Below are 24,004 nucleotides of genomic sequence, written 5' to 3'. Positions count from 1 at the left end.
ACGCCTGTGCGCCTTGTCACGGCGGCCGCCGCCCCATTGCGACCTGGGTCACGCGATCAGGCCCTTGGCGGGCCGTCGCTGACTACGCTGACGGGAGGGGTCGGGAGCACGGCGACGACGGGGGACGGCAGTGGATCCAGCACTCATCGGCACACGGCTCGCCACGAGCGCGGCCGGGCTGCTGATCAAAGGACTCCTGGTCCAGGACGGCCCCGGCGCGGGCCTCACCGGCACCGCCCGCCGCATCCGCCTCTCCCGGCGCGTCTCCTTCCGGGGCGCGCAGCGCACGCTGACCGAGAAGGACGTCCGCAGGCTGGCGGCCACCCTCGTCGACCAGGCCCGGACCGGCCCGGGCGAGGCACCCTTCCCCGCCGACGAGGCCGAAGCGGTCACCGACACCCTGGCGACCACCCTCCTCGCCCTCGGCGACCTCGACATGGACGACGTCCAGGCCGTCCACCTCGGCGCCACGGCCCTCGCGGGCCGCCTGCGCGCGGCGGCCCCGCCCCCGGACGGCCTGTCGACGGACTCCGTCCACTTCCTCGACGGGCTCACGCGGTGGGCCTGCGTCCACATCCTGGAGTTCTTCACCGAACGCCCCACCTTCGTGGCCCGCACGCTGGTGGAGCAGACCCGGGGCCAGGAGGAGCTGAACGCCAAGGTCGACGAGGTCATCCGCCGCACCCCGCGGGCGGACGGCCGCGACACCGCGTTCGAGGAGCGCTACCGCGAGCACCTGGCGAAGAAGCACGGCCGGCTGACGATCTACGGCGTCGACCTGCACCACTCCCCCGACCAGTGGCCGCTCGACATGGCCTACCTGTCGCTCGAAGCGACGGCCCCGGCGACCGCCGGCCCCTGGTTCTCGGTGACCGAGGCGGCCGACGCCTGGAGGGAGGGGAACGGCACCGCCGCGCTCACCATCGCGGCCGAGGACCTGCTCCCCTACCTCTCCGGCACCGGACACCGCCCCGCGGAGACCCTGCACGCCGATCTCGCCCTCGCCCGCCACGACAAGGTCCTCCTGCGCGGGCTCGCCGGCTCCGGCAAGACCACCCTCGTCCAGTGGCTCACGGTCTCGGCGGCGGCCGGGCACCGGGCGGGAGGCATGGAGTACCTCCGGGACCGCGTCCCCTTCGTCCTCCCGCTGCGCACCCTCACCCGCCACGGCGAACGGCTCCCCGCCCCCGACCGCTTCCTCCCCGCCGCCGGCTGCCCCCTCACCCCGCCCGACGGCTGGGCCGACCGGGTCCTGGCCGCCGGACGCGGACTGATCCTCGTCGACGGCATCGACGAGGTGCCCGAAGCCGAGCGGGAGCGCGCCCGGGGCTGGCTGCGCGACCTCCTCGCCGCCTACGAAGGCAACCGCTGGCTGGTGACCTCCCGCCCCACCGCCGTACGCGACGACTGGCTGGCCTCGGACGGCTTCACCGAGCTGACCCTCTCCCCCATGTCCCGCACCGAGGTCACCACCTTCGTGCGGCGCTGGCACCAGGCCGCGGGGCCCGAGGCGCAGCCGTACGAGGACTCCCTCCTCGACGCGCTGCGCACCGCCGACCACGTCGCCCAGCTCGCCACCAACCCCCTGATGTGCGGTCTGATCTGCGCGCTGCACCGCGACCGCCGCGGCTTCCTGCCCCGGGGCCGCAGGGCGCTCTACGAAGCCGCGCTCTCCATGCTCCTGGCCCGGCGCGACCGGGAGCGGGACATGGGGGCGCCGTACGGGATCGAGCTGGGCGAGGCGCCGCAGATCCAGCTGATCCAGCGCCTCGCGTACTGGCTCACGCTCAACGGCCGGACCCAGATGGACCGCTCGCGCGCCGAGTCGCTCGTACGGGAACGGGTGCCGTACGTCCCCGAGGCGGCCGCCTTCGACGACCCGGACGCGGTCTTCACCCATCTCCTGCACCGCAGCGGGCTGCTGCGCGAGCCGACCCCGGACAGCGTCGACTTCGTCCACCGCACCTTCCAGGACCACCTCGCGGCCAAGGCGCTGGTGGACCGGTGGGACATCGGCGTCCTCGTGCGGCACGCGGCCGACGACCAGTGGGAGGACGTCGTCCGCATGGCCGTCGGCCACGCGCGCCCCCGTGAGTGCGAGGAGATCCTCACCGAGTTACTGAAGGCCGCGGACGCGGCGACGGACCGCAACGTCCAGCTCCGCATCCTGGTGGTGGCGGCGACCGCCCTGGAGGAGGCGACGGAGGTCTCCCCGCGGATCCGGGAGCGCATCCTGGCGCGCACGGCCGAGGTGATCCCGCCGCGCGACGGCGCGGAGGCCCGTGAGCTGGCCTCGGTGGGGCGGGCCGTGCTCGACCTGCTGCCCGGGCCGGAGGGCCTGGACGAGGAGTCGGCCCTGATGGCGGTGGTCACGGCGACCCACGTCGCCCATGACGCGGCCCTGCCGTACCTCCGGAGGTTCACCCGCCATCCGAAGGTCCGCGTCCGCAGCCAGCTGATGTGGGGGTGGGCGCGGTACGACACGGAGACGTACGGCGAGGAGATCATCGCGCGGCTCGATCCGGACGGCCTCGACTATACGATCCGCTCCGACGCCCAGGCCGCGGAGCTGATCCGGCTGGGGCTCCGCCCGGCCTCCGTCGATCTCCGCTCCGGTCTCTCCGACCACGGGCTGGCGGCGCTGGGACCGCTCCTCGGGGAGGTGGAGAACCTGGCGCTGGGGACCGACATGAACTGGGTGCTGGACTCCCTTCCCGGCGAGAGCCGCCTGCGCTCCCTCTATCTGGACACCCGCCCCGAGCAGGGGCTGGCCTGCCTCAGCGGCCTCCCCCCTCTGGTGCGGCTCACCCTGGGCCCCGTCATGGAGTCCACGGCGGAGGACTGGGGCCACATCCGCGCGCTGGGCTCCCTGCGGACCCTCGTCCTGGAGGGCGCCGCCCTGACGAGCTGCCCGGACGCGGCCCGCATCCCCCAGGTGCGCTCCCTCTCCCTGCTTCTCGACCGCGCCGGCCCCACGGGCCCGAGCGGCTGCCTCGCCGAGCAGATCGCGCGGGCCTTCCCCGGCCTGCGCAAGCTGCACCTCCTCGGGACCGCGCCGCACGGCCCGGCCCATGACCTGGCCCCCCTCGCCGGTCTGCGCGAACTGGAGTACGTCATCACCTCGGGTGTCGCCACCGTCGGCGCCGAGCGCCTTCCCTCCACCGTCCGGCTCCTGACCTGACCGGGGACGGGAAAAGGGGCGGCCCCGGACTCTTCCGAGTCCGGGGCCGCCCCTTTTCACGCTGTGGAGCGCTTACGCGTCCTTCGAGAGGTTCGGGCCGGCTCCGCCGGTCGCCTGCTCGATCGGGGGGACGTCGGGCAGTGCCGACTTCTCCTCGCCGCGGAAGGTGAACTTCTTCTCCTCACCCTCGCCCTCGGTGTCCACGACCACGATGTGACCGGGGCGCAGCTCGCCGAAGAGGATCTTCTCCGAGAGCGTGTCCTCGATCTCGCGCTGGATCGTCCGGCGCAGCGGCCGGGCGCCCAGAACGGGGTCGTAACCCTTCTTGGCGAGCAGCTCCTTCGCGGACTGGGAGAGCTCGAGGCCCATGTCCCGGTCCTTCAGGCGCTCGTCCACCCGGCCGATCATCAGGTCGACGATCTGGAGGATGTCGTCCTGGGTGAGCTGCGGGAAGACGATGACGTCGTCCACACGGTTCAGGAACTCCGGGCGGAAGTGCTGCTTCAGCTCGTCGCTGACCTTCGCCTTCATCCGCTCGTAGTTGGACTTCGTGTCGCCCTGGGCCGCGAAGCCGAGGTTGAAGCCCTTCGAGATGTCCCGGGTCCCGAGGTTGGTCGTCATGATGATGACCGTGTTCTTGAAGTCCACGACCCGGCCCTGGGAGTCGGTCAGTCGACCGTCCTCCAGGATCTGGAGAAGGGAATTGAAGATATCGGGGTGGGCCTTCTCGACCTCGTCGAAGAGGACGACGGAGAACGGCTTGCGGCGCACCTTCTCGGTGAGCTGGCCGCCCTCTTCGTAGCCCACGTATCCGGGGGGAGAACCGAAGAGGCGGGAGACCGTGTGCTTCTCGCTGAACTCCGACATGTCGAGGGAGATCATCGCGTCCTCGTCGCCGAAGAGGAATTCGGCGAGCGCCTTGGACAGCTCGGTCTTACCGACACCGGACGGGCCGGCGAAGATGAACGAGCCACCGGGGCGCTTCGGGTCCTTCAGACCGGCACGCGTACGGCGGATCGCCTTCGACAGTCCGCGGACGGCGTCGATCTGGCCGATGACGCGCTTGTGGAGCTCGTCCTCCATGCGGAGCAGACGCGAGGACTCCTCCTCGGTCAGCTTGAAGACCGGGATGCCGGTGGCGGTCGCGAGGACCTCGGCGATCAGCTCGCCGTCGACCTCGGCGACGACGTCCATGTCGCCGGCCTTCCACTCCTTCTCCCGCTTGGCCTTCGCCGCCAGCAGCTGCTTCTCCTTGTCGCGGAGAGACGCCGCCTTCTCGAAGTCCTGGGAGTCGATCGCGGACTCCTTGTCCCGGCGGACACCGGCGATCTTCTCGTCGAACTCGCGGAGGTCCGGCGGCGCGGTCATCCGGCGGATGCGCATCCGGGAGCCGGCCTCGTCGATCAGGTCGATCGCCTTGTCCGGCAGGAAGCGGTCCGAGATGTACCGGTCGGCCAGGGTCGCCGCCTGGACGAGGGCCTCGTCGGTGATGGAGACCCGGTGGTGGGCCTCGTACCGGTCGCGCAGACCCTTGAGGATCTCGATCGTGTGCGGCAGCGACGGCTCCGCGACCTGGATGGGCTGGAAGCGGCGCTCGAGGGCGGCGTCCTTCTCCAGGTACTTGCGGTACTCGTCGAGCGTGGTGGCACCGATGGTCTGCAGCTCACCGCGGGCCAGCATCGGCTTGAGGATGCTGGCGGCGTCGATCGCGCCCTCGGCGGCGCCCGCACCCACGAGGGTGTGGAGCTCGTCGATGAACAGGATGATGTCGCCGCGGGTGCGGATCTCCTTGAGGACCTTCTTCAGGCGCTCCTCGAAGTCACCGCGGTAGCGGGAACCGGCGACCAGCGCGCCGAGGTCGAGGGTGTAGAGGTGCTTGTCCTTGAGGGTCTCGGGCACCTCGCCCTTGACGATGGCCTGGGCCAGGCCCTCGACGACGGCGGTCTTGCCGACGCCGGGCTCGCCGATGAGGACCGGGTTGTTCTTCGTGCGGCGGGACAGCACCTGCATGACCCGCTCGATCTCCTTCTCGCGCCCGATGACGGGGTCGAGCTTGGATTCGCGAGCGGCCTGGGTGAGGTTCCGGCCGAACTGGTCGAGGACCAGGGACGTCGAGGGGGTGCCCTCGGCAGGACCGCCGGCCGTGGCGGCTTCCTTGCCCTGGTAGCCGGAGAGCAGCTGGATGACCTGCTGCCGCACCCGGTTGAGATCGGCGCCCAGCTTCACGAGGACCTGGGCGGCGACGCCCTCGCCCTCGCGGATCAGGCCGAGCAGGATGTGCTCGGTGCCGATGTAGTTGTGGCCGAGCTGGAGGGCCTCGCGGAGCGACAGCTCCAGGACCTTCTTGGCACGCGGGGTGAAGGGGATGTGCCCGGACGGGGCCTGCTGCCCCTGCCCGATGATCTCCTCAACCTGCTGGCGGACCGCCTCGAGCGAAATCCCGAGGCTCTCCAGGGCCTTAGCGGCGACACCCTCACCCTCGTGGATAAGGCCCAGGAGGATGTGCTCGGTGCCGATGTAGTTGTGGTTGAGCATCCGGGCTTCTTCCTGAGCCAGGACGACAACCCGCCGCGCGCGGTCGGTGAACCTCTCGAACATCGTTAATCGCTCCTCAGAGCGGTCAGTCAGTTAGGGGTCGATCCCCTCCCTGTCCTTCCGCAGCTTAGTCCCGCAAGCGGGGACCGCTCATTCCAACTGCCGACATCCGTCCGGATCACCCCCTCTCTGGCGGGGAGACCTGCTGCCGAACAGCCGACAAATGCTCCAACCCGATGGTGCGAGACGATGTTCCCGCAGGCCAAGCTGTTAGCCCCGGCTTCTGTACGCCGATGGCGAACGTGAGACGCCAAAGCCTGCGAGTCGCCCCTCCCCACTAGGAATGTCTTACCCGTAAGGACTGACACTCCATGCGGCGGACCCCGGTTGTCTCCGCTACGGGCGAACAACCTTGCGCTCTCGAATGCACCCGTACGCCCTCAACAAGGACACTCGGTGCAGTCGACCGGCGACGCTGTGTCAGCCCGGGGCGTAACCAACGCGTCCCGGAGGGAGTTCCCGGGGTATGGCCTTCACCGTCCCGCCGCCCCGTTCGCCGCTCGATGACAGCCCCGCGCGGTGGTACGAGCACGTTCTGGGCTGGTCGACCGTCGAGGGGCCGCCGGTACAGCTGGTGACAGGGGTGCGCTTCGACGTCCTGGAGATGCCCGCCGTGGCCGGCCGCGAGGTGCTGCGCAGGATGGGCGACGCCACGGGCCCGGTGGCCCTCATGGGGCGCCGGATGCGGCTCCTGGTCGCCGCGGGCGCCGCGGAGGAGCTGCCCGGCCTGCTCGACTGGCTGGACTGGGGCGGGATCACGCTGGATCTCGTGGCGCTGGGCGCGGGCGGCCGGATGACCGCGCCCGTCCCCCCAGGACGGAGCGGTTCCGGCGCGCCGGGCGCCGCGGTGTGGCTGCGGGCTCCGGAGCCCGGCCGCGAGGTGGAGTCCTCGCTGCCGGCCCTGCGGACCGCCGTGCGGGGCGATGCCGGCGCCCCCTGTCTCGTACGGCTCGTGGCGGCCGCCGCCGGGGCGTGCCACCGGGCGCGGCTGCTGTCCGCCCGGACGCGGGTCCCGGCGTCCAGGCAGCCGACGGGTCAGCGGTTCGCGTCCTCGTAGGCCGCCTTGATCTCCGCGGGCACCCGGCCGCGGTCGTTCACGTTGTAGCCGTTCTCCTTCGCCCAGGCGCGGATCTTCGCCGTGTCCGGGCTGCCGCCGGCGGCGACCCGGCCCTTGCCCCGCGTACCGGCGCTGCGGCCACCGGTGCGCCGGCCGCTCTTGGTGTACGGCTCGAGCAGGCCGCGGAGCTTGTCCGCGTTGGCGGTGGTGAGGTCGATCTCGTAGGTCTTGCCGTCCAGCGCGAACGTCACGGTCTCGTCCGCCTCGACACCGTCGAGGTCATCGACAAGAAGGACCTGAACCTTCTGTGCCACCGGATTTCCTTTCATCGAAAATGCAGTACGCGGAAAGGAAACCGCTTTTCCCGGAAAAACACAAACCCCTGGCAGAGGTTCAGAAGCCCGGGAACGCGGGAAACGTGCGCGATTCGGACATAGGGATCGGACTTAGGGTTCCCGGCGATCGATACGGTCACAGGTGCAGAAGCATCCGGCTGTTGCCCAAGGTGTTCGGCTTCACTCGTTCGAGACCCAGGAACTCGGCGACACCCTCGTCATAGGAACGCAGGAGCTCGCTGTAGACATCTCCGTCGACCGGAGTCTCGCCGATCTCGACGAAGCCGTGCTTCGCGAAGAAGTCGACTTCGAAGGTCAGGCAGAATACCCGGCGCACCCCGAGCCATCGGGCGGTGTGCAACAACTTGTCGAGCACCTGATGTCCGACGCCGCCGCCCTTGAACTCGGGATCGACCGCCAGAGTGCGCACTTCGGCGAGGTCTTCCCACATGACGTGGAGTGCGCCGCATCCGACGACGACCGCGTCCTCGTCGCGTTCGGCGACCCAGAACTCCTGGATGTCCTCGTAAAGCGTCACGGTCGCTTTGTCGAGCAGGATGCCGCGGCCGACGTAGGGGTCGACAAGGCGGCGGACCGCGGCGACGTCGCTGGTGCGGGCCCGGCGTACGGTGACGGCTTTCGAAGGGGGCGTGGTGGCGGGGGACGACGGCATGGGGGGACGTTATCGCCCCGGGCCCTCGGTCCCCTCGGCACCCTCGGCCGGTGCGGGCGGCGCGTCGACGGTGTTGTGGCCGACGATGCGGATGGCGGCGTTGAGCGCTTCGCGCTGTTCCGAGGACATCATCCCGAAGAAGGCGACGAGGGCGGCGGCCGGGTTGTCGCTCTGGGACCAGGCCTCGTTCATGAGGGCGGCGGAGTAGGCGGCGCGGGTGGAGACGGCGGTATATCGATAGGCGCGGCCGTCGACTTCCCTCCGTACCCAGCCCTTCTGATGGAGATTGTCCATGACGGTCATGACGGTGGTGTAGGCGATGGACCGTTCCTGCTGGAGATCCTCCAGGACTTCCCGGACGGTCACCGGGCGGTTCCATTGCCAGACGCGTGTCATGACGGCGTCTTCGAGTTCTCCCAATTGACGGGGCACATCGCCACCATAGTGGGAGAGGCCGGGAGCACCGGTTATTGACGTAGGAAACGCAACAAAAAGGACGTACGCCGCTATAGCGGGCGTACGTCCTCGGGGGCGCCACGGACACGGGGCCGCGGGGCGGCCCCGTCGGTCAGGAGGGGGAGCCGTCCGCCTGGCGGGCGGCCTCGGTGCGGGCGAGGGCGGCGTCCACGGCCGCGTCCTCCTTGGCCTTGTTCGGGCCGCCCTGGCTCTTGACGATGGTGACCACGAGAGCGATGAAGAACGCGGCCATCACGACCGGGGGCACGAGCGCGGATACGTAGTCCATGGCGTCCAGAGTAGCTATCCGGCGGCGCGTTCCTCGGGCGGGGGCGGGGGCACGGGGCGACGGCGCGGCGGGAACACCTCGGAGGGCTTGGGGACCGGGCGCTCGGTGGGGGTGGGCGGCGGTGTCGGCTTCGGCTCGTCGGCGGCGCGGCCGCCGGGCAGGGCGAACAGCCGGGCGCGGGGCCGGGGGGCGGTGGCCACGACCGTCTGGGTGACCCGGGCCAGCCGGGCGCGGACGGAGCGCTCCGCGAGGATCCGGCAGCGTTCCAGGAGCGCCGCGGCGCGGGGGTTGCCGCGCAGGGCCCGCAGGGCGGCGAGGTCGTCGGCGCCGGGGTCGTACCCGGCGGCGAGGGCGTCCTGGAGGAGTTCCAGATAGCCGGGGAGCGAGCCGGGCAGGGCCTCGCGGTAGCGGGCCAGGTCGGCCAGGAGGAAGGCGCGCAGTCGGCCGGCCTCGCGGACGGCGTCGTCCACGGCTTCGGCGAGGCGCAGACAGTCCTGGACGTCCTCGTCCTGGAGGGGGGCGGGGTTGAGGGCGGTGGCAAGGGCGCGGCGGAGCACACGCAGCTCGTCCGCGCTGAACGCCATGCCGCCGCGGGATCCGTATGGCGTGGGCATGAGGTGACAATACGCGCTAATCGGACAAACTTCGTTTACCGATCATCCTCGGGCGCGTTGCCCCCCGCCCCGCCACACCGGACCCGGCGCGCTACATCCGCGAGACGTTCCGCTCGTACACCAGGCGCAGGCCGATCAGGGTCAGCCAGGGCTCGTGCTCGTCGATCTCCGTCGACTCGCCCAGGACCATCGGGGCCAGACCGCCCGTCGCGATCACCGTCACGTCCGAGGGGTCGCCCTCCCGGCCCACGATCTCCCGCTTCATCCGGGCCACCACGCCGTCGACCTGGCCCGCGAAGCCGAAGACGATGCCCGACTGCATCGCCTCGACCGTGTTCTTGCCGATCACACTGCGCGGCCGGGCCAGCTCGATCTTGCGGAGCTGGGCCCCGCGCACGCCCAGCGCCTCGACCGAGATCTCGATGCCCGGCGCGATCGCCCCACCGGCGTACTCGCCGCGGGCGGTGATCGCGTCGTACGTCGTCGCCGTGCCGAAGTCGACCACGATCGCCGGACCGCCGTAGAGCTCGACCGCCGCGACCGCGTTGATGATGCGGTCCGCGCCGACCTCCTTGGGGTTGTCCGTGAGGATCGGCACGCCCGTCTTGACGCCCGGCTCGACCAGGACGGCCGGGACGTCGCCGTAATAGCGCCGTGTCACCTCGCGCAGCTCGTGCAGGACCGAGGGGACCGTCGCGCAGATCGCGATGCCCTCGATGCCGTCGCTCAGCTCCACGCCCAGCAGCGGGTGCATGCCCATCAGGCCCTGCAGCAGGACCGCCATCTCGTCGGCCGTGCGGCGCGGGTCCGTCGAGATGCGCCAGTGCTCGACGATCTCCTCGCCGTCGAAGAGACCGAGGACGGTGTGCGTGTTGCCGACGTCGATGGTGAGCAGCATCAGACAGCCGCCTCGGAGGCGTCGCGCAGGTCGAGGCCGATGTCCAGGATCGGGGAGGAGTGCGTGAGGCCGCCCACCGCGAGATAGTCCACGCCGGTCGCCGCGTAGGCCGCGGCGTTCTCCAGCGTCAGACGGCCGGAGGACTCCAGGGCGGCCCGGCCGTCGACCAGGGCGACGGCCTCCTCGGTCTCCAGCGGGGTGAAGTTGTCCAGCAGGATCAGGTCGGCGCCCGCGTCCAGGACCTCGCGGACCTGGTGCAGCGTGTCCACCTCGACCTCGATCGGCAGTTCGGGGAACAGCTCCCGCACGGCCTTGAACGCCTGCGCCACACCGCCGGCGGCCACCACGTGGTTGTCCTTCACCAGGGCCGCGTCCGACAGCGACATGCGGTGGTTGACGCCGCCGCCGCAGCGCACCGCGTACTTCTCCAGGGCGCGCAGGCCCGGGGTCGTCTTGCGGGTGTCGCGGACCTTGGCCCGGGTGCCCTCCAGGACGTCCGCCCACGCGCGCGTGGCGGTGGCGATGCCGGAGAGACGGCACAGGATGTTCAGCGCGCTCCGCTCGCCCGTGAGCAGGTCGCGGGTGCGGGTGGTGACCGACAGCAGCTTCTGGCCCGCCTCGACCCGCTCGCCGTCCTCCACGTGCCGCTCGACCTCGAAGGTCTCCGTACAGACGATGGACAGGACCGCCTCGGCGACCCGCAGGCCCGCCACTACGCCCGCCTCGCGGGCGGTGAAGTCGGCGGTGGCGACGGCGTCCTCGGGGACGGTCGCGACCGTCGTCACGTCCACGCCGCCGTCGAGGTCCTCCTCGATGGCCAGGTGGGCGATGTCCTCCACCTGCACGGGGTCGAGACCGGCGTCCGCGAGCAGCTGGGCGAGGGCGGGGTCGAGACCGCACTCGTACACCTCGTCGCCCTCGGCGCAGCCGCATCCCTCGCCGCAGCCGCCCGCGCTCTCGGCGGGGGCGCTGATCTGGATCAGGGGTACGTCCACGGGCTGCGGGCGTTCTTCTTCGGGGGTGCTCGGCGTGCTCACGGTTACGGCTCCCTGGGGGCGTCGGCGGCGGTAGGGGGGAAGTCTTGGCTGTCGGTGAGCCGGACGTCGAGGGTCCGCTCCGGGGCGAGGCGCACGACGAGGTGGCGGCGCCAGGCCTGGTCGTCGCGCTCGGGGTGGTCCTCGCGCCAGTGGCAGCCGCGGGTCTCCTTGCGGCGGTGGGCGGCGGCGACCAGGAAGCGGGCGACGGCGAGGAGGTTGGTGGCCTCCCAGGACTCCGTGCCGGGCTCGGCGGACTTCCGGTCGGCCGAGCCGTCGGCGACGGCGCCGATGTGCAGGGCGTCGAGCGCGCCGGCGGCCTCGCGCAGGCTGGCCTCGGAACGCAGGACCCCGGCGCCGGCGGTCATGATCCGCTGGATGGCCGTCCGCGCCGCGGGGTCGAGCAGCGGCACGACGACGGGGGCGCGGTCGGGTGCCGGTTGTGCCGCGGGGGCGGGTGCGGGGGTGGCGGTCGCGGCGGCGGCCCGCGCGGCGATGTCCTCGGCGATCCGCTCGGCGAAGACCAGGCCCTCCAGGAGCGAGTTCGAGGCGAGCCGGTTGGCGCCGTGCACGCCCGTGCACGCGACCTCGCCGCAGGCGTACAGACCGGGGACGGTCGTGCGGCCCCGCAGGTCCGTCCGGACGCCGCCGGAGGCGTAGTGCGCGGCGGGGGCGACGGGGATCGGCTCGGTCACCGGGTCGATGCCGTGGGCGCGGCAGGCGGCCAGGATCGTCGGGAAGCGGTTCTCCCACATCTCGGCGCCGAAGTGGCGGGCGTCGAGGTACATGTGCTCGGTGCCCCGCTCCCGCGTCCGGCGCATGATCGCCTTGGCGACGATGTCCCGGGGCGCCAGCTCGGCCAGCTCGTGCTGCCCGAGCATGAAGCGGACGCCGTCCGCGTCGACGAGGTGGGCGCCCTCGCCGCGCACCGCCTCGGAGACCAGCGGCTGCTGGCCCTCGGCGTCGGCGCCCAGGAAGAGCACGGTCGGGTGGAACTGCACGAACTCCAGGTCGGAGACCTCGGCGCCGGCCCGCAGGGCGAGCGCGACGCCGTCGCCGGTGGAGACAGCCGGGTTGGTGGTGGCGGAGAAGACCTGGCCCATGCCGCCGGTGGCCAGGACCACGGCCGGGGCGTGGACGGCGCCGACGCCGTCGTGCTGGCCCTCGCCCATGACGTGCAGCGTCACCCCGGCGGTGCGGCCCTCGGCGTCGTGGAGGAGGTCCAGGACGAGGGCGTGCTCGATGGTGGCGACCGCCCGGTCGCGGATGGCCTCGACGAGCGCGCGGGAGATCTCGGCGCCGGTGGCGTCCCCGCCGGCGTGCGCGATACGGCGCCGGTGGTGGCCGCCCTCGCGGGTCAGGGCGATCTCCCCGTCGGCGTCCTTGTCGAAGTCGGCGCCGGTGGCGATCAGCCGGCGGACGGCGTCGGGGCCCTCGGTGACGAGGGCGCGCACGGCCTGCTCGTCGCAGAGTCCCGCACCGGCGACGAGCGTGTCGGCCAGGTGCTGCTCGGGGGTGTCGCCGTCGCCGAGCGCGGCGGCGATCCCGCCCTGGGCCCAACGGGTGGAACCGTCGTCCAGGCGGGCCTTGGTGACGACGACCGTACGCAGTCCCGCGGCGGTGCAGCGCAGGGCGGCGGTCAGCCCGGCGACGCCGGAGCCGACCACGACGACATCGGCGTCGATGGCCCAGCCTGGGGCGGGCGCGTGCAGCCGTATACCGGTCACTTGGTGGCTCCGAAGGTCAGCGGGAGGTTGTCGATCAGCCGGGTGGCGCCGACGCGCGCGGCGACGGCGAGGATCGCCTCGCCGTCGTGGCCGTCGGCGACCTCGGTGAAGTCGGCCGGGTCGACGAGGGCCAGATAGTCCAGGGCGAGCGGCGGCTCGGCCTTCGCCGCGTCGTCGAGCACCGAACGGGCCGCGGCCCGCACGGCGTCGGCGCCGGCCCTGTCCGTCGCCTGCGCGACGGCGTGCGCGTCGGCGGCGGCGCGGGCCTCGCCGAGCCGCGACAGCGCCTCGGCCCGGCTCTCCGAGCCGGGGAGGGAGGCGGCACGCGCGCAGAGTGCCTGCTGGGCGGCGAGCCGGTCGGCCGCGGCGAACAGCGCCCGGGACAGGGCGAGGGCGGTGTGGCGCTCGGCGGTGGAGAGATAGCGGTTGCGGCTGGAGAGCGCGAGGCCGTCGGGCTCGCGGACGGTCGGCACGCCGACGATCTCCACGGGGAAGTTCAGATCGCGGACCATGCGGCGGATCAGCGCCAGCTGCTGGGCGTCCTTCTGGCCGAAGAACGCCACGTCGGGGCGGGTGAGGTGGAGGAGCTTGGCGACGACGGTGAGCATGCCGTCGAAGTGCCCGGGACGGGAGGCGCCTTCCAGGCGCTCCCCCATCGGTCCGGCGGTGATCCGGACCTGGGGCTCCCCGCCGGGGTACACCTCCTCGACGGAGGGCGCGAAGACGGCGTCGGCCCCCGCCGCGCGGGCGGTGTCGAGGTCCGCCTCCAGCGTGCGCGGATACCGGTCGAGGTCCTCGCCTGCGCCGAACTGGAGGGGGTTGACGAAGACGGTGACGACGACCAGCCCGTCGGGTCCGACGGTCTCCCGGGCGGTACGGACGAGGGTGGCGTGGCCGTCGTGGAGGGCGCCCATGGTCATCACGACGGCACGCCGCCCGCGACCCGGCAGGGCGTGCAGCTCGGCGGCGGTGCGCACGGGGGCGAACGAGCCGGCGGGGCGGGGGCCGGCCGGGGCGGCGGGCCCCGGGGCGCCGGAGGGCTCCGGCGGGAGCGGCGGGACGGGCGGCGTGGGGCTCATCGGGACTCTCCCTCGGCGAGCACGCCCAGCAGATCCTCGGCCAGCTCGGGCTTGAGCAGGCCGTGCGCGAGCGCCCGGTCGGCGGTCGTACGGGCCATCGCCAGATAGCCGGCGACGGCGGCGGGCGCGTGCTCGCGCAGCTCGGCGACATGGGCGGCGACCGTACCGGCGTCACCGCGCGCGACGGGGCCGGTCAGAGCCGCGTCGCCGGAGCGCAGGGCGTTGTCCAGGGCGGCGCCCAGGAGCGGGCCGAGCATCCGGTCGGGCGCGGCGACCCCGGCCGTACGGAGCAGCTCCATGGACTGGGCGACCAGCGTGACCAGGTGGTTCGCGCCGAGGGCGAGGGCCGCGTGGTAGAGCGGGCGGGACTCCTCGCGGATCCACTCCGGCTCGCCGCCCATCTCGATGACCAGGGCCTCGGCGGCCAGCCGCAGCTCCTCGGGGGCGGTGACGCCGAAGGAGCAGCCGGCCAGGCGCTGCACGTCGACGGAGGTCCCGGTGAAGGTCATGGCCGGGTGCAGGGCGAGCGGCAGGGCGCCGGCCCGCCGGGCGGGCGCCAAGACGTTCACGCCGTACCGCCCGGAGGTGTGCACCAGCATCTGTCCGGGACGGACGGCTCCGGTGTCGGCCAGGCCCTCGACGAGGCCGGGCAGGGCGTCGTCGGGGACGGTCAGCAGGACCAGGTCGGCGTGGGCGAGGACCTGGGCCGGCGACATGACCGGCACGTCGGGAAGGAGGGCGGCGGCGCGGCGGACGGACGCGTCGGAGACCGCGGAGACCGCGACGGGGCGGTGTCCCGCGAGCCGCAGGGCGGCGGCGAGGGCGGGCCCCACACGGCCGGCTCCCACCACTCCGACGGTGAGTCGGGCGGGGCGGTCTTCCGCTCGGGCTTCTGCTGGTTGGTTCACGCGGCAACGGCCTTCCGTTCCAGTCCGCGGGGGGTACCGGACGATTTCTCGTCATGCTACGCCAGCGTTTCGCCCCTCTCCGTGGCTGTCCACAGGGCATGGGCGGCGGTGTGATGATCGGAGCATGAGCGAGCAGGAGGCCCGGCGGCACCGGGCACGCGTGTGGGGCGCCGCCGCCCGGCGGCTGTCGTCCTCCCCGGTCGAGACGACGGTCGGGCGGCGGCTGCGCGAGCTGGCGGACTGGGCGGACGCCGACGGCTGCGCCGGGCTACCGCCCGACGTGTACGGCGACGGCCCGGTCGAGGAGGTCGAACAGCGCGTCGCGGAGGTGCTCGGCCTGCCCGCGGCGGTCTTCTTCCCGACCGGCACGATGGCCCAGCAGGTGGCCCTGCGCTGCTGGTCGGGGCGGACCGGCAACCCGGTGGTCGCCCTGCACCCGCTCGCCCATCCGGAGGTGCACGAGGGCGGCGCGCTGAGCGCCGTGAGCGGGCTGCGCACGGTGCGGCTGACGGACGAGCCCCGCCTGCCGACGGCCGAGGAGGTGCGGGACCACCCGGAGCCGTTCGGGACGCTGATGCTGGAGCTGCCGCTGCGGGACGCGGGGTTCGTGCTGCCGACCTGGGACGAGCTCGTGGACGTGGTGGAGGCGGCCCGCGAGCGGGACGCAGTGGTGCACGTCGACGGCGCGCGCCTGTGGGAGTGCGCCCCTCACTTCGGGCGCGAGCTGCCGGAGATCGCCGGCCTCGCCGACAGCGTGTACGTGTCCTTCTACAAGTCCCTGGGCGGGATCTCGGGGGCCGCGCTGGCCGGCCCGGAGGAGGTGATGGACGAGGCCCGGGTCTGGCGCCATCGCTACGGCGGGCTGCCCTTCCAGCAGTTCCCGGCGGCGGTGGCCGCGCTGCGCGGGCTCGCCCTGGAGCTGCCGAGGCTGCCGTCGTACGTGGCCCACGCGCGCGTGGTGGCGGACGGCCTGCGGGCCGGCCTCACGGAGGCGGGGGTCCCCTGGTTCCGGGTGCACCCCGGGACCCCGCACACCCACCAGTTCCAGGTGTGGCTCCCGTACGCCCCGGAGGCTCTGACGGCGGCGTCCCTGGCCCTGACGGAGGAGACGGGCACGGTGCTCTTCCGCCGCTGGTCCCCTCCGGGCCCGGGCGGCCCGCCGGGCGTGGCGGTGACCGAGGTGACGGTCGGCGAGCCGGGCCTCGCCTGGACGGAGCGGGACGTCCGGGAGGCGGTGGCCGCCTTCCTGGCCCACCTGCCTTAGGGGGTGTCCGGCTCGCACGGCGTCTGCGTCCTGCCGCCGCCGAAGGAGCCGTCGGACCGCAGCGGCACGGCCGGTCCTCAGCCCGCCCCGCCGCCCGCCCGGACCAGGCCCGTCTCGTACGCGAGGACGACGACCTGCACCCGGTCGCGCAGCTCCAGCTTGGTCAGGATGCGGCCGACGTGCGTCTTGACCGTCGCCTCGGAGAGCACGAGCCGCGCGGCGATCTCGCCGTTCGACAGGCCCTGCGCCACCAGCAGCATCACCTCGCGCTCCCGGTCGGTGAGCCGGTCGATCTGCTTGTGCTGCGGCTCCTTCCCCGACGACGGCAGCATCGGGGAGAAGCGGTCCAGGAGCCGGCGCGTGGTCGACGGGGCCACCACCGCGTCCCCGCTGTGCACCGAGCGGATCGCGCCCAGCAGTTCGGCCGGCGGCACGTCCTTCAGCATGAAGCCGCTCGCGCCCGCCTTCAGCCCGGAGAAGGCGTACTCGTCGAGGTCGAACGTGGTCAGGATCAGCACCCGGGGCGCGCCGGGCTGCGCGCAGATCCGGCGGGTCGCCTCGACCCCGTCCAGCTTCGGCATGCGCACGTCCATCAGCACCACGTCCACGGCCGTGGACCGCAGCACCTCCAGCGCCTCCACGCCGTCGCCCGCCTCGGCCACGACCTCCATGTCCGGCTGGGCGGCGAGCACCATGCGGAAGCCGGTGCGCAGCAGCACCTGGTCGTCGACGAGCATCACGCGGATGGACATGTGTTTCCTCAGGTCCTCTAGGGGGTGGCGGACGGGCTCATGGTCGGCGGGGTGGCGGGCGGGCCCGGGGCGCGGGCCGGTCAGTGCGCGGGTTTCAGCGGGAGCAGGGCGCTGATGCGGAAGCCGCCCCCGGGGCGCGGTCCCGCGTCCAGGGTGCCGCCCACCATGCCGACCCGCTCCCGCATGCCGATCAGGCCGTGGCCCCGCCCGTCGGCGCCGCCGTCCTCGTACATCTCCGTGGTCGCGCCCCGCCCGTCGTCCTCGACGAGCAGGCCGAGGCCGTCGTCGAAGTAGACCAGCCGGACGCTGGCCCCGGCGTCGGGACCGCCGTGCTTGCGGGTGTTGGTGAGGGCTTCCTGGACGATCCGGTACGCGGTCAGCTCGACGCCGCTCGGCAGCGGGCGGGGCGTGCCCTCGACCCGGAAGTCGACGGTCAGTCCGGCCCTGCGGACCTGGTCCACCAGGTCCTCGATCTGCTCGACGTCGGGCTGGGGCACGTACTCCCCCGCCTCCTGGTGCTCGCCGGTGCGCAGGATGCCGAGGAGGCGGCGCATCTCGGCGAGCGCCTGGCGGCCGGTGGAGGAGATGGTCTCCAGCGCCTGCTTGGCGGTGTCGGGGGAGGCGTCCAGGACGTAGGCGGCGCCGTCGGCCTGCACCACCATCACCGAGACGTTGTGGGCGACGACGTCGTGCAGCTCGCGGGCGATCCGGGCGCGTTCGGCGGCGACGGCGACCTTGGCCTGCGCCTCGCGCTCCTGTTCCAGGCGGGTGGCGCGCTCCTCCAGCTGCGCGAAGTAGGCGCGGCGGGTGCGCAGGGAGTCGCCGAGGACCCAGGCGAGGGCGAACGGCACGGTCATCATCACCGTGAAGAAGACGACGGCGATCGCGGAGTCCGGGGCGTCCGACGGCCACCTGAGCATGGAGAGCGTGGCCGCGCTCAGACCGCCGGCCAGGGCCAGGCGGGAGGCCCAGCGGGGGCCGTCGTGGGCGGCGACGGTGTAGATGATCAGCAGGGTCGCGAAGTCCGCGAAGAACGGCATCACGTCGAACACGAGCTGGGCCACCGACACCGTGAACGCGAGGAGCAGCATCTTCGTGGGCTCGCGGCGGCGCAGCGCGACGACGACGCCGAACAGCAGGGCGACGACGCCGTACGCGACGGGATGGTCGACCGCCGGATAGGTCGACCCGACCCACAGCAGGGAGAACCCGAGGAGGACGAACGCCCAGAAGGTGTCGACGCCCGTCGGGTGTCTGCGGATGAAGTCGTAGAGGCGCTGCACGTGACCCAGCGTAGGGAAGGCGGATAGGTGCAGGGGTCAACCGTGGGGTCGATCCTTGACGCGAGGCCCGTACTCCCCAAGGTGGAGACTGGAGCCCGTGACGGATGAGACGTGTCAATGGCAGGGGTGGCGGGGCTGGCGGGAGGCCACCGAGGGGGCGCTGTACGGGCCGGGCGGCTTCTATCTGCGCCCCGAGGGCCCGGCCGGGCACTTCCGTACCTCGGTGCACGCCTCCCGGCTTTTCGCCGGCGCGGTCGCCGCTCTGCTGACGCGGACGGCGCGTGCTCTCGGCACGGACGAGATCGCGCTGGTGGACGTGGGCGCGGGGCGCGGGGAGCTGTTGACGGGGGTGTTGGCGGCCGTCGCTCCGACGGGGCTCTCGGTCCGCGCGTACGGGGTGGAGCGCGCCGCCCGGCCGGAGGGGCTCGACCCGCGGATCGTGTGGACGGACCGGGTGCCGCAGGGGGTGCGCGGGCTGCTCTTCGCCAACGAATGGCTCGACAACGTCCCCGTCGACCTCGCCCAGGCGGACGAGTCGGGCGCGGCCCGGTACGTCGAGGTGCGGGCCGACGGTACGGAACGCCTCGGCGGGGCGGTGGAGGGCCCGGACGCGCTGTGGCTGGAGCGGTGGTGGCCGCTGCGCGAGCCGGGCGGGCGGGCCGAGATCGGGCGGACGCGGGACGAGGCGTGGGCGGGGGCGGTGGGCGCCCTGGAGGCCGGTCTCGCGGTCGCGGTGGACTACGCGCATCTACGGGAGGCCCGGCCGCCCTTCGGGACGCTGACCGGCTTCCGGGCGGGGCGCGAGGTGGAGCCCGTGCCGGACGGCTCGTGCGACCTGACCGCGCACGTGGCGATGGACGCGGTGGCCGCAGCGGGCGAACGGGCCCTCGCGGCGCGGGGCGGCGGCCCCGGCGGCGGGGAGGCGGGCGTAGGCGTCGCGGGCGGGGGCGCCGGGCAGGGGGCCGGCTCCGGGTCGGGGGAGGTCGTCGGCGCGGGCGGTCTCGCGCGGTCCGGGGAGGTCGTCGGCGCGGGCGGTCTCGCGCGGTCCGGGGAGGTCGTCGGCGCGGGCGGTCTCGCGCGGTCCGGGGAGCCGGTCACGCAGCGGGAGGCCCTGCACCGGCTCGGGGTGCGGGCCGACCGGCCGCCGCTGGCGCTGGCGTCCACCGACCCGGCCGGGTACGTCCGGGCGCTCGCCTCGGCGGGCGAGGCGGCGGAGCTGACCGCGCGTGGCGGGCTCGGCGACTTCCTGTGGCTGATCCACGAGGTGCGGCCTCCCGAGGCCGGGAGCGGGGCAGGGATACTGTCCCCATGACGGAGACGACGGTCGGAATCGGCGGGGCGGCGGAGAGCACCGACATGGTGCTGAACATCGGGCCGCAGCACCCCTCGACCCACGGTGTGCTCCGTCTCCGGCTGGTCCTGGACGGCGAGGTCATCCGGCACGCCGAGCCGGTCATCGGGTACATGCACCGCGGCGCCGAGAAGCTCTTCGAGGCGCGCGACTACCGCCAGATCATCATGCTCGCCAACCGCCACGACTGGCTCTCCGCCTTCTCCAACGAACTCGGCGTCGTCATGGCCGTGGAGCGGATGCTCGGCATGGAGGTCCCGCAGCGCGCCGTCTGGCTGCGGACCCTGCTCGCCGAGCTGAACCGGGTGCTCAACCACCTGATGTTCCTCGGCTCGTACCCCCTCGAACTGGGCGGGATCACGCCGGTGTTCTACGCCTTCCGGGAGCGCGAGGAGCTCCAGGCGGTGATGGAGGAGGTCTCCGGCGGCCGGATGCACTACATGTTCAACCGGGTCGGCGGCCTGAAGGAGGACCTTCCGGCCGGCTGGCAGGACCGGGCCCGGGCCGCCGTCGCCGACGTACGGTCGCGGATGGACGTGTACGACAAGCTGGTTCTCGGCAACGAGATCTTCCGGGGCCGTACGCGGAACGTCGGCGTCCTGACCCCCGAGGCCGCCCACGCGTACGGGGTGAGCGGGCCCATCGCCCGCGCTTCCGGCGTCGACTTCGACCTGCGCCGCGACGAGCCGTACCTGGCCTACGGCGAGCTGGCGGACACGCTGAAGGTCGTCACCCGCGAGGAGGGCGACTGCCTGGCCCGGTTCGAGTGCCTCCTGGACCAGACGCACAACTCCTTGGACCTCGCCGACGCCTGTCTCGACCGGCTCGCCGACCTCCCGCCGGGGCCCGTCAACCAGCGGCTGCCGAAGGTCCTCAAGGCCCCCGAGGGCCACACGTACGCGTGGACCGAGAACCCGCTCGGCATCAACGGCTACTACCTCGTGTCCAAGGGCGAGAAGACGCCGTACCGGCTCAAGCTCCGCTCGGCGTCGTTCAACAACATCCAGGCGCTGACCGAGCTGCTGCCCGGCACCCTCGTCGCCGACATGGTCGCGATCCTGGGCTCGCTGTTCTTCGTCGTCGGCGACATCGACAAGTAGCCGGGCGGGGCGCCGACGCGAGGGGAAGGCGGCGCGCCCGGGGCGGTCCCCGTCAGGGGTGGCGCATCACGACGAAGTCCCTCGGGTCCTTCTCCGGACGCCGTCGTTCCGCCACGCTCCAGCCCCAGCGTTCGTAACGGCCGCGCAGCTCGGGGACGTCGAGCGTCATCAGCAGGCGGGGCGCGGGGGCGGTGGCCAGGAGCGCGTCGTGCAGGGCCCGGCCGAGACCGCGGCCCTGGTGGGCGGGGGCGACGACGAGTTCGGCGAGTTCGAAGGCCTCCTCGGCGCCGGAGAGGGCGTCGTCCGGCCAGCCGGCCGCGAACCCGGCCAGGGCGCCGTCCGGTGCGAAGGCCGCGACGCAGCGGAATCCGGGCTGTCCGTCCGCCCGGGTGGTCAGCCGCCGTACGGTCCGCAGCGCCCCGCGCGGCGAGTCGTGCCACGGCGGTCCGCAGAAGGCCTGCGCGCACAGGGCGATCAGCTCGTCCCGCAGCGCGGCCGTCTCCTCGCCGGACAGCGCGACGACCGGACCCGGCTCCTGCGTCCGGCCGACCACGGCCCCGTCGGCCGCCGGCGCGTGGGACCCGGTCGGGGGCCCCGGCGCGGTCACGAGTTGACGGCGCCGCGCAGCTCCGCCACGTCGAGCTGCTCGGTCTCGTCGTGTGCGGTGAGGTCGATGACCTGGCCGATCGCCCGCCGCTCGGGGGCGTGCCGCGCCACGGTGGCCAGGACCTCCTCGCCCACCACGTCCGCGAGGTCCGTGTCCTGCACCGCCTCGATCGCGTCCTCCGCCTTCGTACCGAAGAAGTCGAAGCCGCCTTCGGGGCGCGGGACGGGGCGGCGGGCGGCGTACGGCACGATCGCGGCGGCGATCGGGACGGCGCGGACGGCCGGGGCTGCGGAGGCGGTCGGGGCGGCGGAGGCGGTCGACGGGTGAGCGTGCTGCTCGGTCCCGGCGGCCGCCGCGTGCTTCCCCTGCGGCTCCTCCGTCTCCCGGGCGCGCTCGGCGAGGTCGCGGCTGCGGGCGGCCGCGACGGTCCGGCGGGCCTGCTGGGCCGCCGCGTTGCGCGTGAGGTCGCGCAGCGCCGTCGCGGCCTGGCGGTAGGCCTCCGGCGTCGGCGTGGATCCGGCCGCCGTAAGGGCCTTCGCGGGCGAGCCGGCCTCCAGGGCGAGCTGCCTGCGGCCCTCCAGCGCGCTGGCCCGCTCGGTCTCGGCGGTGGCGTACCGGCGCAGCAGCTCGGCGTGCTCCCCGCGCAGTCCGGCGAGCTCGACCCGCTTGGCGCGGAGCTTCGCGTCGAGCTTGGCGCGCAGCTCGCGGGACTCCTCGATGTCGGATTCGAGCTCGGCTATCCGCTCCTCGGTCTTCCACTGGTCCGCGGCCCGCGCCCGGGTCAGCTCGGCGACCTGGCGGCCGGCGCTCCGGTCCCAACTGCGCATGAGGACGGCGCCGGTCACGGCGGTCGCGGCCGCCGCCGCGACGAGGACGCGCAGCACCACGGGATCCGCCAGCAACCAGGCGCCCGCGGCACAGACGACCGACGCTCCGGCGACCGCGGAGGGCGGCAGGAGCTTGTGCAGGGGAGGGGAATGGCGGTGGCGTCCACGTGGCATGGCCTGAAATTTACCGTGTGTAAGCGCTCTATGGGGGGTCGGCCCCGCAATCTCTTGGCCACTTCTCGCCATCGCCACCGCCCCTCCCCGGCGCCCCCGTGGCGCCGGGCCGACTCCCCTTACCCGAGGCTTACTTCTTGACCAGCCCCTTCGACTCCAGATAGGCCTTCGCCACGTCCTCCGGCTTCGCCCGCTCGGCGTCCACCTTGCGGTTCAGTTCGGCGAGATCGGCCGTCGTCAGGACCTTTGTGATCTTGTCGAGCGCCGCGGCTATCTCGGGCGATCCGGCGTCCTTGGCATTGACCACCGGCAGCACATTGTCGGCGTTCTGCAGCTTCTTGTCGTCGGTCAGGAAGACCAGGCCGAAGCTGTCGACCGTGGCGTCCGTGGTGGTGGTCAGGACCAGCTGGTCCACCCCGTCCTTCACCGCCTGCTTGGACTGCGGGGTGCCGACGCCCTTGGGGTCGACGCCGGTGACGTCGATCCCGTACGTCTTCTTCAGGCCGGGGGCGCAGAACGGCCGTACGGTGCATTCATCACCGGCCGCGATCTTCACCTTCAGCTTGGCGCGACCGAGATCGGAAAGACTGGTGAGCTTGTTCTTCTCGGCGAATTCCTTCGACACCGCGAAGGCGTTCTGGTCGACGGCCTCGCCGAACGCGAGCACCTTCAGTCCGCGCGGCTCGGCGAGCTTCTTCAGCGCCTCCACCGTCGCCGCCGCGTCACCGGAGGCGACCGGCTTCTCCTCGGGCGCCTTGGGCCCGTTCGCCTTCGCGTTGAGGAATTCGGCGATCGTCGCGGCGTATTCCGGGACGATGTCGATCTCGCCCTTCTCCAGCGAGGGTTCGTACAGCTCGCGGTTCTTCACGGTGGTGACGGACGCGGAGTATCCGGCGTCCGCCAGCACCTGGGCATAGAGCTCGGCGAGCACCTTGGACTCGGTGAACGCGGCGGCACCGACGACCAGGGAGCCCTTCGCCGATCCGGAGGAACCGCTTCCGCCGCCTGCCTTCTCCTTCTCCAGGCTGTCGCCGCCGCACGCGGCGAGCCCGGCGGTCAGCGCCGCCACGCCCAGCACCGCACCCGCGATACGCGAGGTCCTGCTCACGAGATCACCCATCCCAGTCGTTCTCCGTCGTCTCAAGCGCGCCGGCCCAGCAGCCGGTCCGCTCCCACCAGCACGGCCTCCACGAGGAGGGCGAGCGCGGCGACGAGCAGGGCGCCCGCCACCACCTGCGGGGTGTTGTACGTGTTGAACCCGGCGGTGATGATCCGGCCGAGGCCCCCCTGGCCGACCATCGCCGCGATGGTCGCGGTGGCCACCACCTGCACGGCGGCGGACCGCAGCCCCGTCATGACGAGCGGCCGGGCGAGGGGCACTTCCACCTTCGCGAAGAGCTGGCCGCCGGACATCCCCATCCCCCGCGCGGCCTCCACCACCGCCCGGTCCACCTCCCGCATACCCACATACGCGTTGGTCAGCAGCGGCGGTATCGCGAACAGCACCAGGGCGATCACGGTCGGGACGTAACCGGCGGTCCGCAGCGGCGACACCATGAACAGGGCGAGGACGGCGAAGACCGGGACCGCCCGTCCCACATTGGAGACGTTGACCGCGAGCGCGCCGCCCCGGCCGAGGTGACCCAGCCACAGGCCGAGCGGCAGCGCGATCGCGCACGCGATGAGCAGCGCGAGCCCGCTCACGTACACGTGCTCGGTGAGCCGGTGCCCTATCCCGCCGTCCCCCGCCCAGTTCGCGCCGGTGGCGAGCCAGGCCCAAGCGTCCGTCACGACCCCCAC

The 24,004-nt window shown here is 73.0% G+C and carries 22 protein-coding genes; 5 read left to right on the top strand and 17 right to left on the bottom strand.

Features of this window, described 5'->3' with window-relative positions:
- Positions 1-130: 130 nt before the first annotated feature.
- Entirely contained in the window at positions 131-3,181 is a 3,051-nt protein-coding gene (locus ACFZBD_RS17435) for an NACHT domain-containing protein (protein WP_391140412.1), read from the top strand.
- A gap of 72 nt (positions 3,182-3,253) precedes the next feature.
- Here the strand turns inward: ACFZBD_RS17435 and ACFZBD_RS17430 are convergent, their stop codons facing one another.
- Positions 3,254-5,779 (bottom strand): ATP-dependent Clp protease ATP-binding subunit, encoded by a 2,526-nt coding sequence (locus ACFZBD_RS17430; protein ID WP_365712632.1) that lies wholly within the window; start codon positions 5,777-5,779, stop codon positions 3,254-3,256.
- 463 nt (positions 5,780-6,242) lie between these two features.
- Between ACFZBD_RS17430 and ACFZBD_RS17425 the strand changes: the two genes are divergently transcribed.
- Entirely contained in the window at positions 6,243-6,833 is a 591-nt protein-coding gene (locus ACFZBD_RS17425) for an SCO3374 family protein (protein ID WP_391140411.1), read from the top strand.
- Here ACFZBD_RS17425 and ACFZBD_RS17420 read toward each other — a convergent pair.
- The 10 genes from ACFZBD_RS17420 to ACFZBD_RS17375 all read right to left on the bottom strand — a co-directional run bounded on the left by ACFZBD_RS17420 (position 6,812) and on the right by ACFZBD_RS17375 (position 14,846).
- A complete protein-coding gene (locus tag ACFZBD_RS17420; RefSeq protein ID WP_147979058.1) occupies positions 6,812-7,147 on the bottom strand; it encodes an Lsr2 family protein in 336 nt (111 codons plus the stop codon). The genes ACFZBD_RS17425 and ACFZBD_RS17420 overlap by 22 nt on opposite strands.
- A gap of 157 nt (positions 7,148-7,304) precedes the next feature.
- The gene (locus tag ACFZBD_RS17415; RefSeq protein ID WP_391140410.1) at positions 7,305-7,841 is read right to left on the bottom strand and encodes an amino-acid N-acetyltransferase; all 537 of its coding nucleotides are present in this window, start codon (positions 7,839-7,841) and stop codon (positions 7,305-7,307) included.
- A gap of 9 nt (positions 7,842-7,850) precedes the next feature.
- Positions 7,851-8,273, bottom strand: coding sequence for a BlaI/MecI/CopY family transcriptional regulator (locus ACFZBD_RS17410; protein ID WP_391140409.1), 423 nt, complete (start codon positions 8,271-8,273; stop codon positions 7,851-7,853).
- Between the two features lie 136 nt (positions 8,274-8,409).
- Positions 8,410-8,586 (bottom strand): hypothetical protein, encoded by a 177-nt coding sequence (locus ACFZBD_RS17405; protein ID WP_391140408.1) that lies wholly within the window; start codon positions 8,584-8,586, stop codon positions 8,410-8,412.
- A 14-nt stretch (positions 8,587-8,600) separates the two neighbouring features.
- The gene (locus tag ACFZBD_RS17400) at positions 8,601-9,170 is read right to left on the bottom strand and encodes a hypothetical protein (RefSeq protein WP_391140469.1); all 570 of its coding nucleotides are present in this window, start codon (positions 9,168-9,170) and stop codon (positions 8,601-8,603) included.
- A gap of 121 nt (positions 9,171-9,291) precedes the next feature.
- Positions 9,292-10,098 (bottom strand): type III pantothenate kinase, encoded by an 807-nt coding sequence (locus ACFZBD_RS17395; protein WP_391140407.1) that lies wholly within the window; start codon positions 10,096-10,098, stop codon positions 9,292-9,294.
- A complete protein-coding gene (gene nadC / locus ACFZBD_RS17390) occupies positions 10,098-11,135 on the bottom strand; it encodes a carboxylating nicotinate-nucleotide diphosphorylase (RefSeq protein WP_391140406.1) in 1,038 nt (345 codons plus the stop codon). Before nadC ends, ACFZBD_RS17395 begins: the two co-directional genes overlap by 1 nt.
- Positions 11,136-11,137: 2 nt before the next feature.
- On the bottom strand, positions 11,138-12,859 hold the full coding sequence (locus tag ACFZBD_RS17385; RefSeq protein ID WP_391140405.1) for an L-aspartate oxidase: 1,722 nt from the start codon (positions 12,857-12,859) through the stop codon (positions 11,138-11,140).
- A complete protein-coding gene (gene panC / locus ACFZBD_RS17380) occupies positions 12,856-13,779 on the bottom strand; it encodes a pantoate--beta-alanine ligase (RefSeq protein WP_391140468.1) in 924 nt (307 codons plus the stop codon). The genes ACFZBD_RS17385 and panC overlap by 4 nt, the downstream gene beginning before the upstream one ends.
- Before the next feature lie 155 nt (positions 13,780-13,934).
- Positions 13,935-14,846: a DUF2520 domain-containing protein gene (locus ACFZBD_RS17375; protein WP_391140404.1), complete on the bottom strand. Its 912-nt coding sequence runs from the start codon at positions 14,844-14,846 to the stop codon at positions 13,935-13,937.
- A gap of 124 nt (positions 14,847-14,970) precedes the next feature.
- Between ACFZBD_RS17375 and ACFZBD_RS17370 the strand changes: the two genes are divergently transcribed.
- A complete protein-coding gene (locus ACFZBD_RS17370; protein ID WP_391140403.1) occupies positions 14,971-16,110 on the top strand; it encodes an aminotransferase class I/II-fold pyridoxal phosphate-dependent enzyme in 1,140 nt (379 codons plus the stop codon).
- Positions 16,111-16,187: 77 nt separating this feature from the next.
- Here ACFZBD_RS17370 and ACFZBD_RS17365 read toward each other — a convergent pair whose 3' ends face one another.
- Both ACFZBD_RS17365 and ACFZBD_RS17360 read right to left on the bottom strand, forming a co-directional pair.
- A complete protein-coding gene (locus tag ACFZBD_RS17365) occupies positions 16,188-16,862 on the bottom strand; it encodes a response regulator (RefSeq protein ID WP_391140402.1) in 675 nt (224 codons plus the stop codon).
- An 80-nt stretch (positions 16,863-16,942) separates the two neighbouring features.
- Positions 16,943-18,145 carry a histidine kinase gene (locus ACFZBD_RS17360; RefSeq protein WP_391140401.1) on the bottom strand — a complete coding sequence of 401 codons (1,203 nt, stop codon included), beginning with the start codon at positions 18,143-18,145 and terminating at the stop codon, positions 16,943-16,945.
- Between the two features lie 97 nt (positions 18,146-18,242).
- On the opposite strand from ACFZBD_RS17360, the gene ACFZBD_RS17355 reads away from it, so the two are divergent.
- Positions 18,243-19,457 carry an SAM-dependent methyltransferase gene (locus tag ACFZBD_RS17355; RefSeq protein ID WP_391140400.1) on the top strand — a complete coding sequence of 405 codons (1,215 nt, stop codon included), beginning with the start codon at positions 18,243-18,245 and terminating at the stop codon, positions 19,455-19,457.
- Positions 19,454-20,596 (top strand): NADH-quinone oxidoreductase subunit D, encoded by a 1,143-nt coding sequence (locus ACFZBD_RS17350; RefSeq protein ID WP_391140399.1) that lies wholly within the window; start codon positions 19,454-19,456, stop codon positions 20,594-20,596. The genes ACFZBD_RS17355 and ACFZBD_RS17350 overlap by 4 nt, the downstream gene beginning before the upstream one ends.
- Before the next feature lie 52 nt (positions 20,597-20,648).
- On the opposite strand, the gene ACFZBD_RS17345 is transcribed toward ACFZBD_RS17350, so the two are convergent.
- From ACFZBD_RS17345 to ACFZBD_RS17330, 4 genes are all read right to left on the bottom strand, one after another.
- Positions 20,649-21,203 carry a GNAT family N-acetyltransferase gene (locus tag ACFZBD_RS17345; RefSeq protein ID WP_391140398.1) on the bottom strand — a complete coding sequence of 185 codons (555 nt, stop codon included), beginning with the start codon at positions 21,201-21,203 and terminating at the stop codon, positions 20,649-20,651.
- Positions 21,200-22,204, bottom strand: a complete 1,005-nt coding sequence (locus ACFZBD_RS17340; RefSeq protein ID WP_391140397.1) for a hypothetical protein — start codon at positions 22,202-22,204, stop codon at positions 21,200-21,202. The genes ACFZBD_RS17345 and ACFZBD_RS17340 overlap by 4 nt, the downstream gene beginning before the upstream one ends.
- Before the next feature lie 130 nt (positions 22,205-22,334).
- Entirely contained in the window at positions 22,335-23,324 is a 990-nt protein-coding gene (locus ACFZBD_RS17335) for a glycine betaine ABC transporter substrate-binding protein (RefSeq protein WP_391140396.1), read from the bottom strand.
- Between the two features lie 20 nt (positions 23,325-23,344).
- Positions 23,345-24,004 carry an ABC transporter permease subunit gene (locus ACFZBD_RS17330; protein WP_391140395.1) on the bottom strand — a complete coding sequence of 220 codons (660 nt, stop codon included), beginning with the start codon at positions 24,002-24,004 and terminating at the stop codon, positions 23,345-23,347.

This window comes from Streptomyces sp. NPDC008121 (assembly GCF_042957155.1).
Classification (GTDB): Bacteria; Actinomycetota; Actinomycetes; order Streptomycetales; family Streptomycetaceae; genus Streptomyces.
Note: the sequence above shows the minus strand (reverse complement) of the source record. Positions and strands in the feature narration are given on the sequence as shown.

What these genes read in the sequence shown, in the direction of transcription:
- ACFZBD_RS17430 (WP_365712632.1), bottom strand. Translation starts at nt 5,779, where the DNA reads ATGTTCGAGAGGTTCACCGACCGCGCGCGGCGGGTTGTCGTCCTGGCT.
- ACFZBD_RS17335 (WP_391140396.1), bottom strand. Translation starts at nt 23,324, where the DNA reads ATGGGTGATCTCGTGAGCAGGACCTCGCGTATCGCGGGTGCGGTGCTG.
- ACFZBD_RS17395 (WP_391140407.1), bottom strand. Translation starts at nt 10,098, where the DNA reads ATGCTGCTCACCATCGACGTCGGCAACACGCACACCGTCCTCGGTCTC.
- panC (WP_391140468.1), bottom strand. Translation starts at nt 13,779, where the DNA reads ATGACCATGGGCGCCCTCCACGACGGCCACGCCACCCTCGTCCGTACC.
- ACFZBD_RS17365 (WP_391140402.1), bottom strand. Translation starts at nt 16,862, where the DNA reads ATGTCCATCCGCGTGATGCTCGTCGACGACCAGGTGCTGCTGCGCACC.
- ACFZBD_RS17400 (WP_391140469.1), bottom strand. Translation starts at nt 9,170, where the DNA reads ATGGCGTTCAGCGCGGACGAGCTGCGTGTGCTCCGCCGCGCCCTTGCC.
- ACFZBD_RS17405 (WP_391140408.1), bottom strand. Translation starts at nt 8,586, where the DNA reads ATGGACTACGTATCCGCGCTCGTGCCCCCGGTCGTGATGGCCGCGTTC.
- ACFZBD_RS17340 (WP_391140397.1), bottom strand. Translation starts at nt 22,204, where the DNA reads ATGCCACGTGGACGCCACCGCCATTCCCCTCCCCTGCACAAGCTCCTG.
- ACFZBD_RS17425 (WP_391140411.1), top strand. Translation starts at nt 6,243, where the DNA reads ATGGCCTTCACCGTCCCGCCGCCCCGTTCGCCGCTCGATGACAGCCCC.
- ACFZBD_RS17415 (WP_391140410.1), bottom strand. Translation starts at nt 7,841, where the DNA reads ATGCCGTCGTCCCCCGCCACCACGCCCCCTTCGAAAGCCGTCACCGTA.
- ACFZBD_RS17370 (WP_391140403.1), top strand. Translation starts at nt 14,971, where the DNA reads ATGAGCGAGCAGGAGGCCCGGCGGCACCGGGCACGCGTGTGGGGCGCC.
- ACFZBD_RS17350 (WP_391140399.1), top strand. Translation starts at nt 19,454, where the DNA reads ATGACGGAGACGACGGTCGGAATCGGCGGGGCGGCGGAGAGCACCGAC.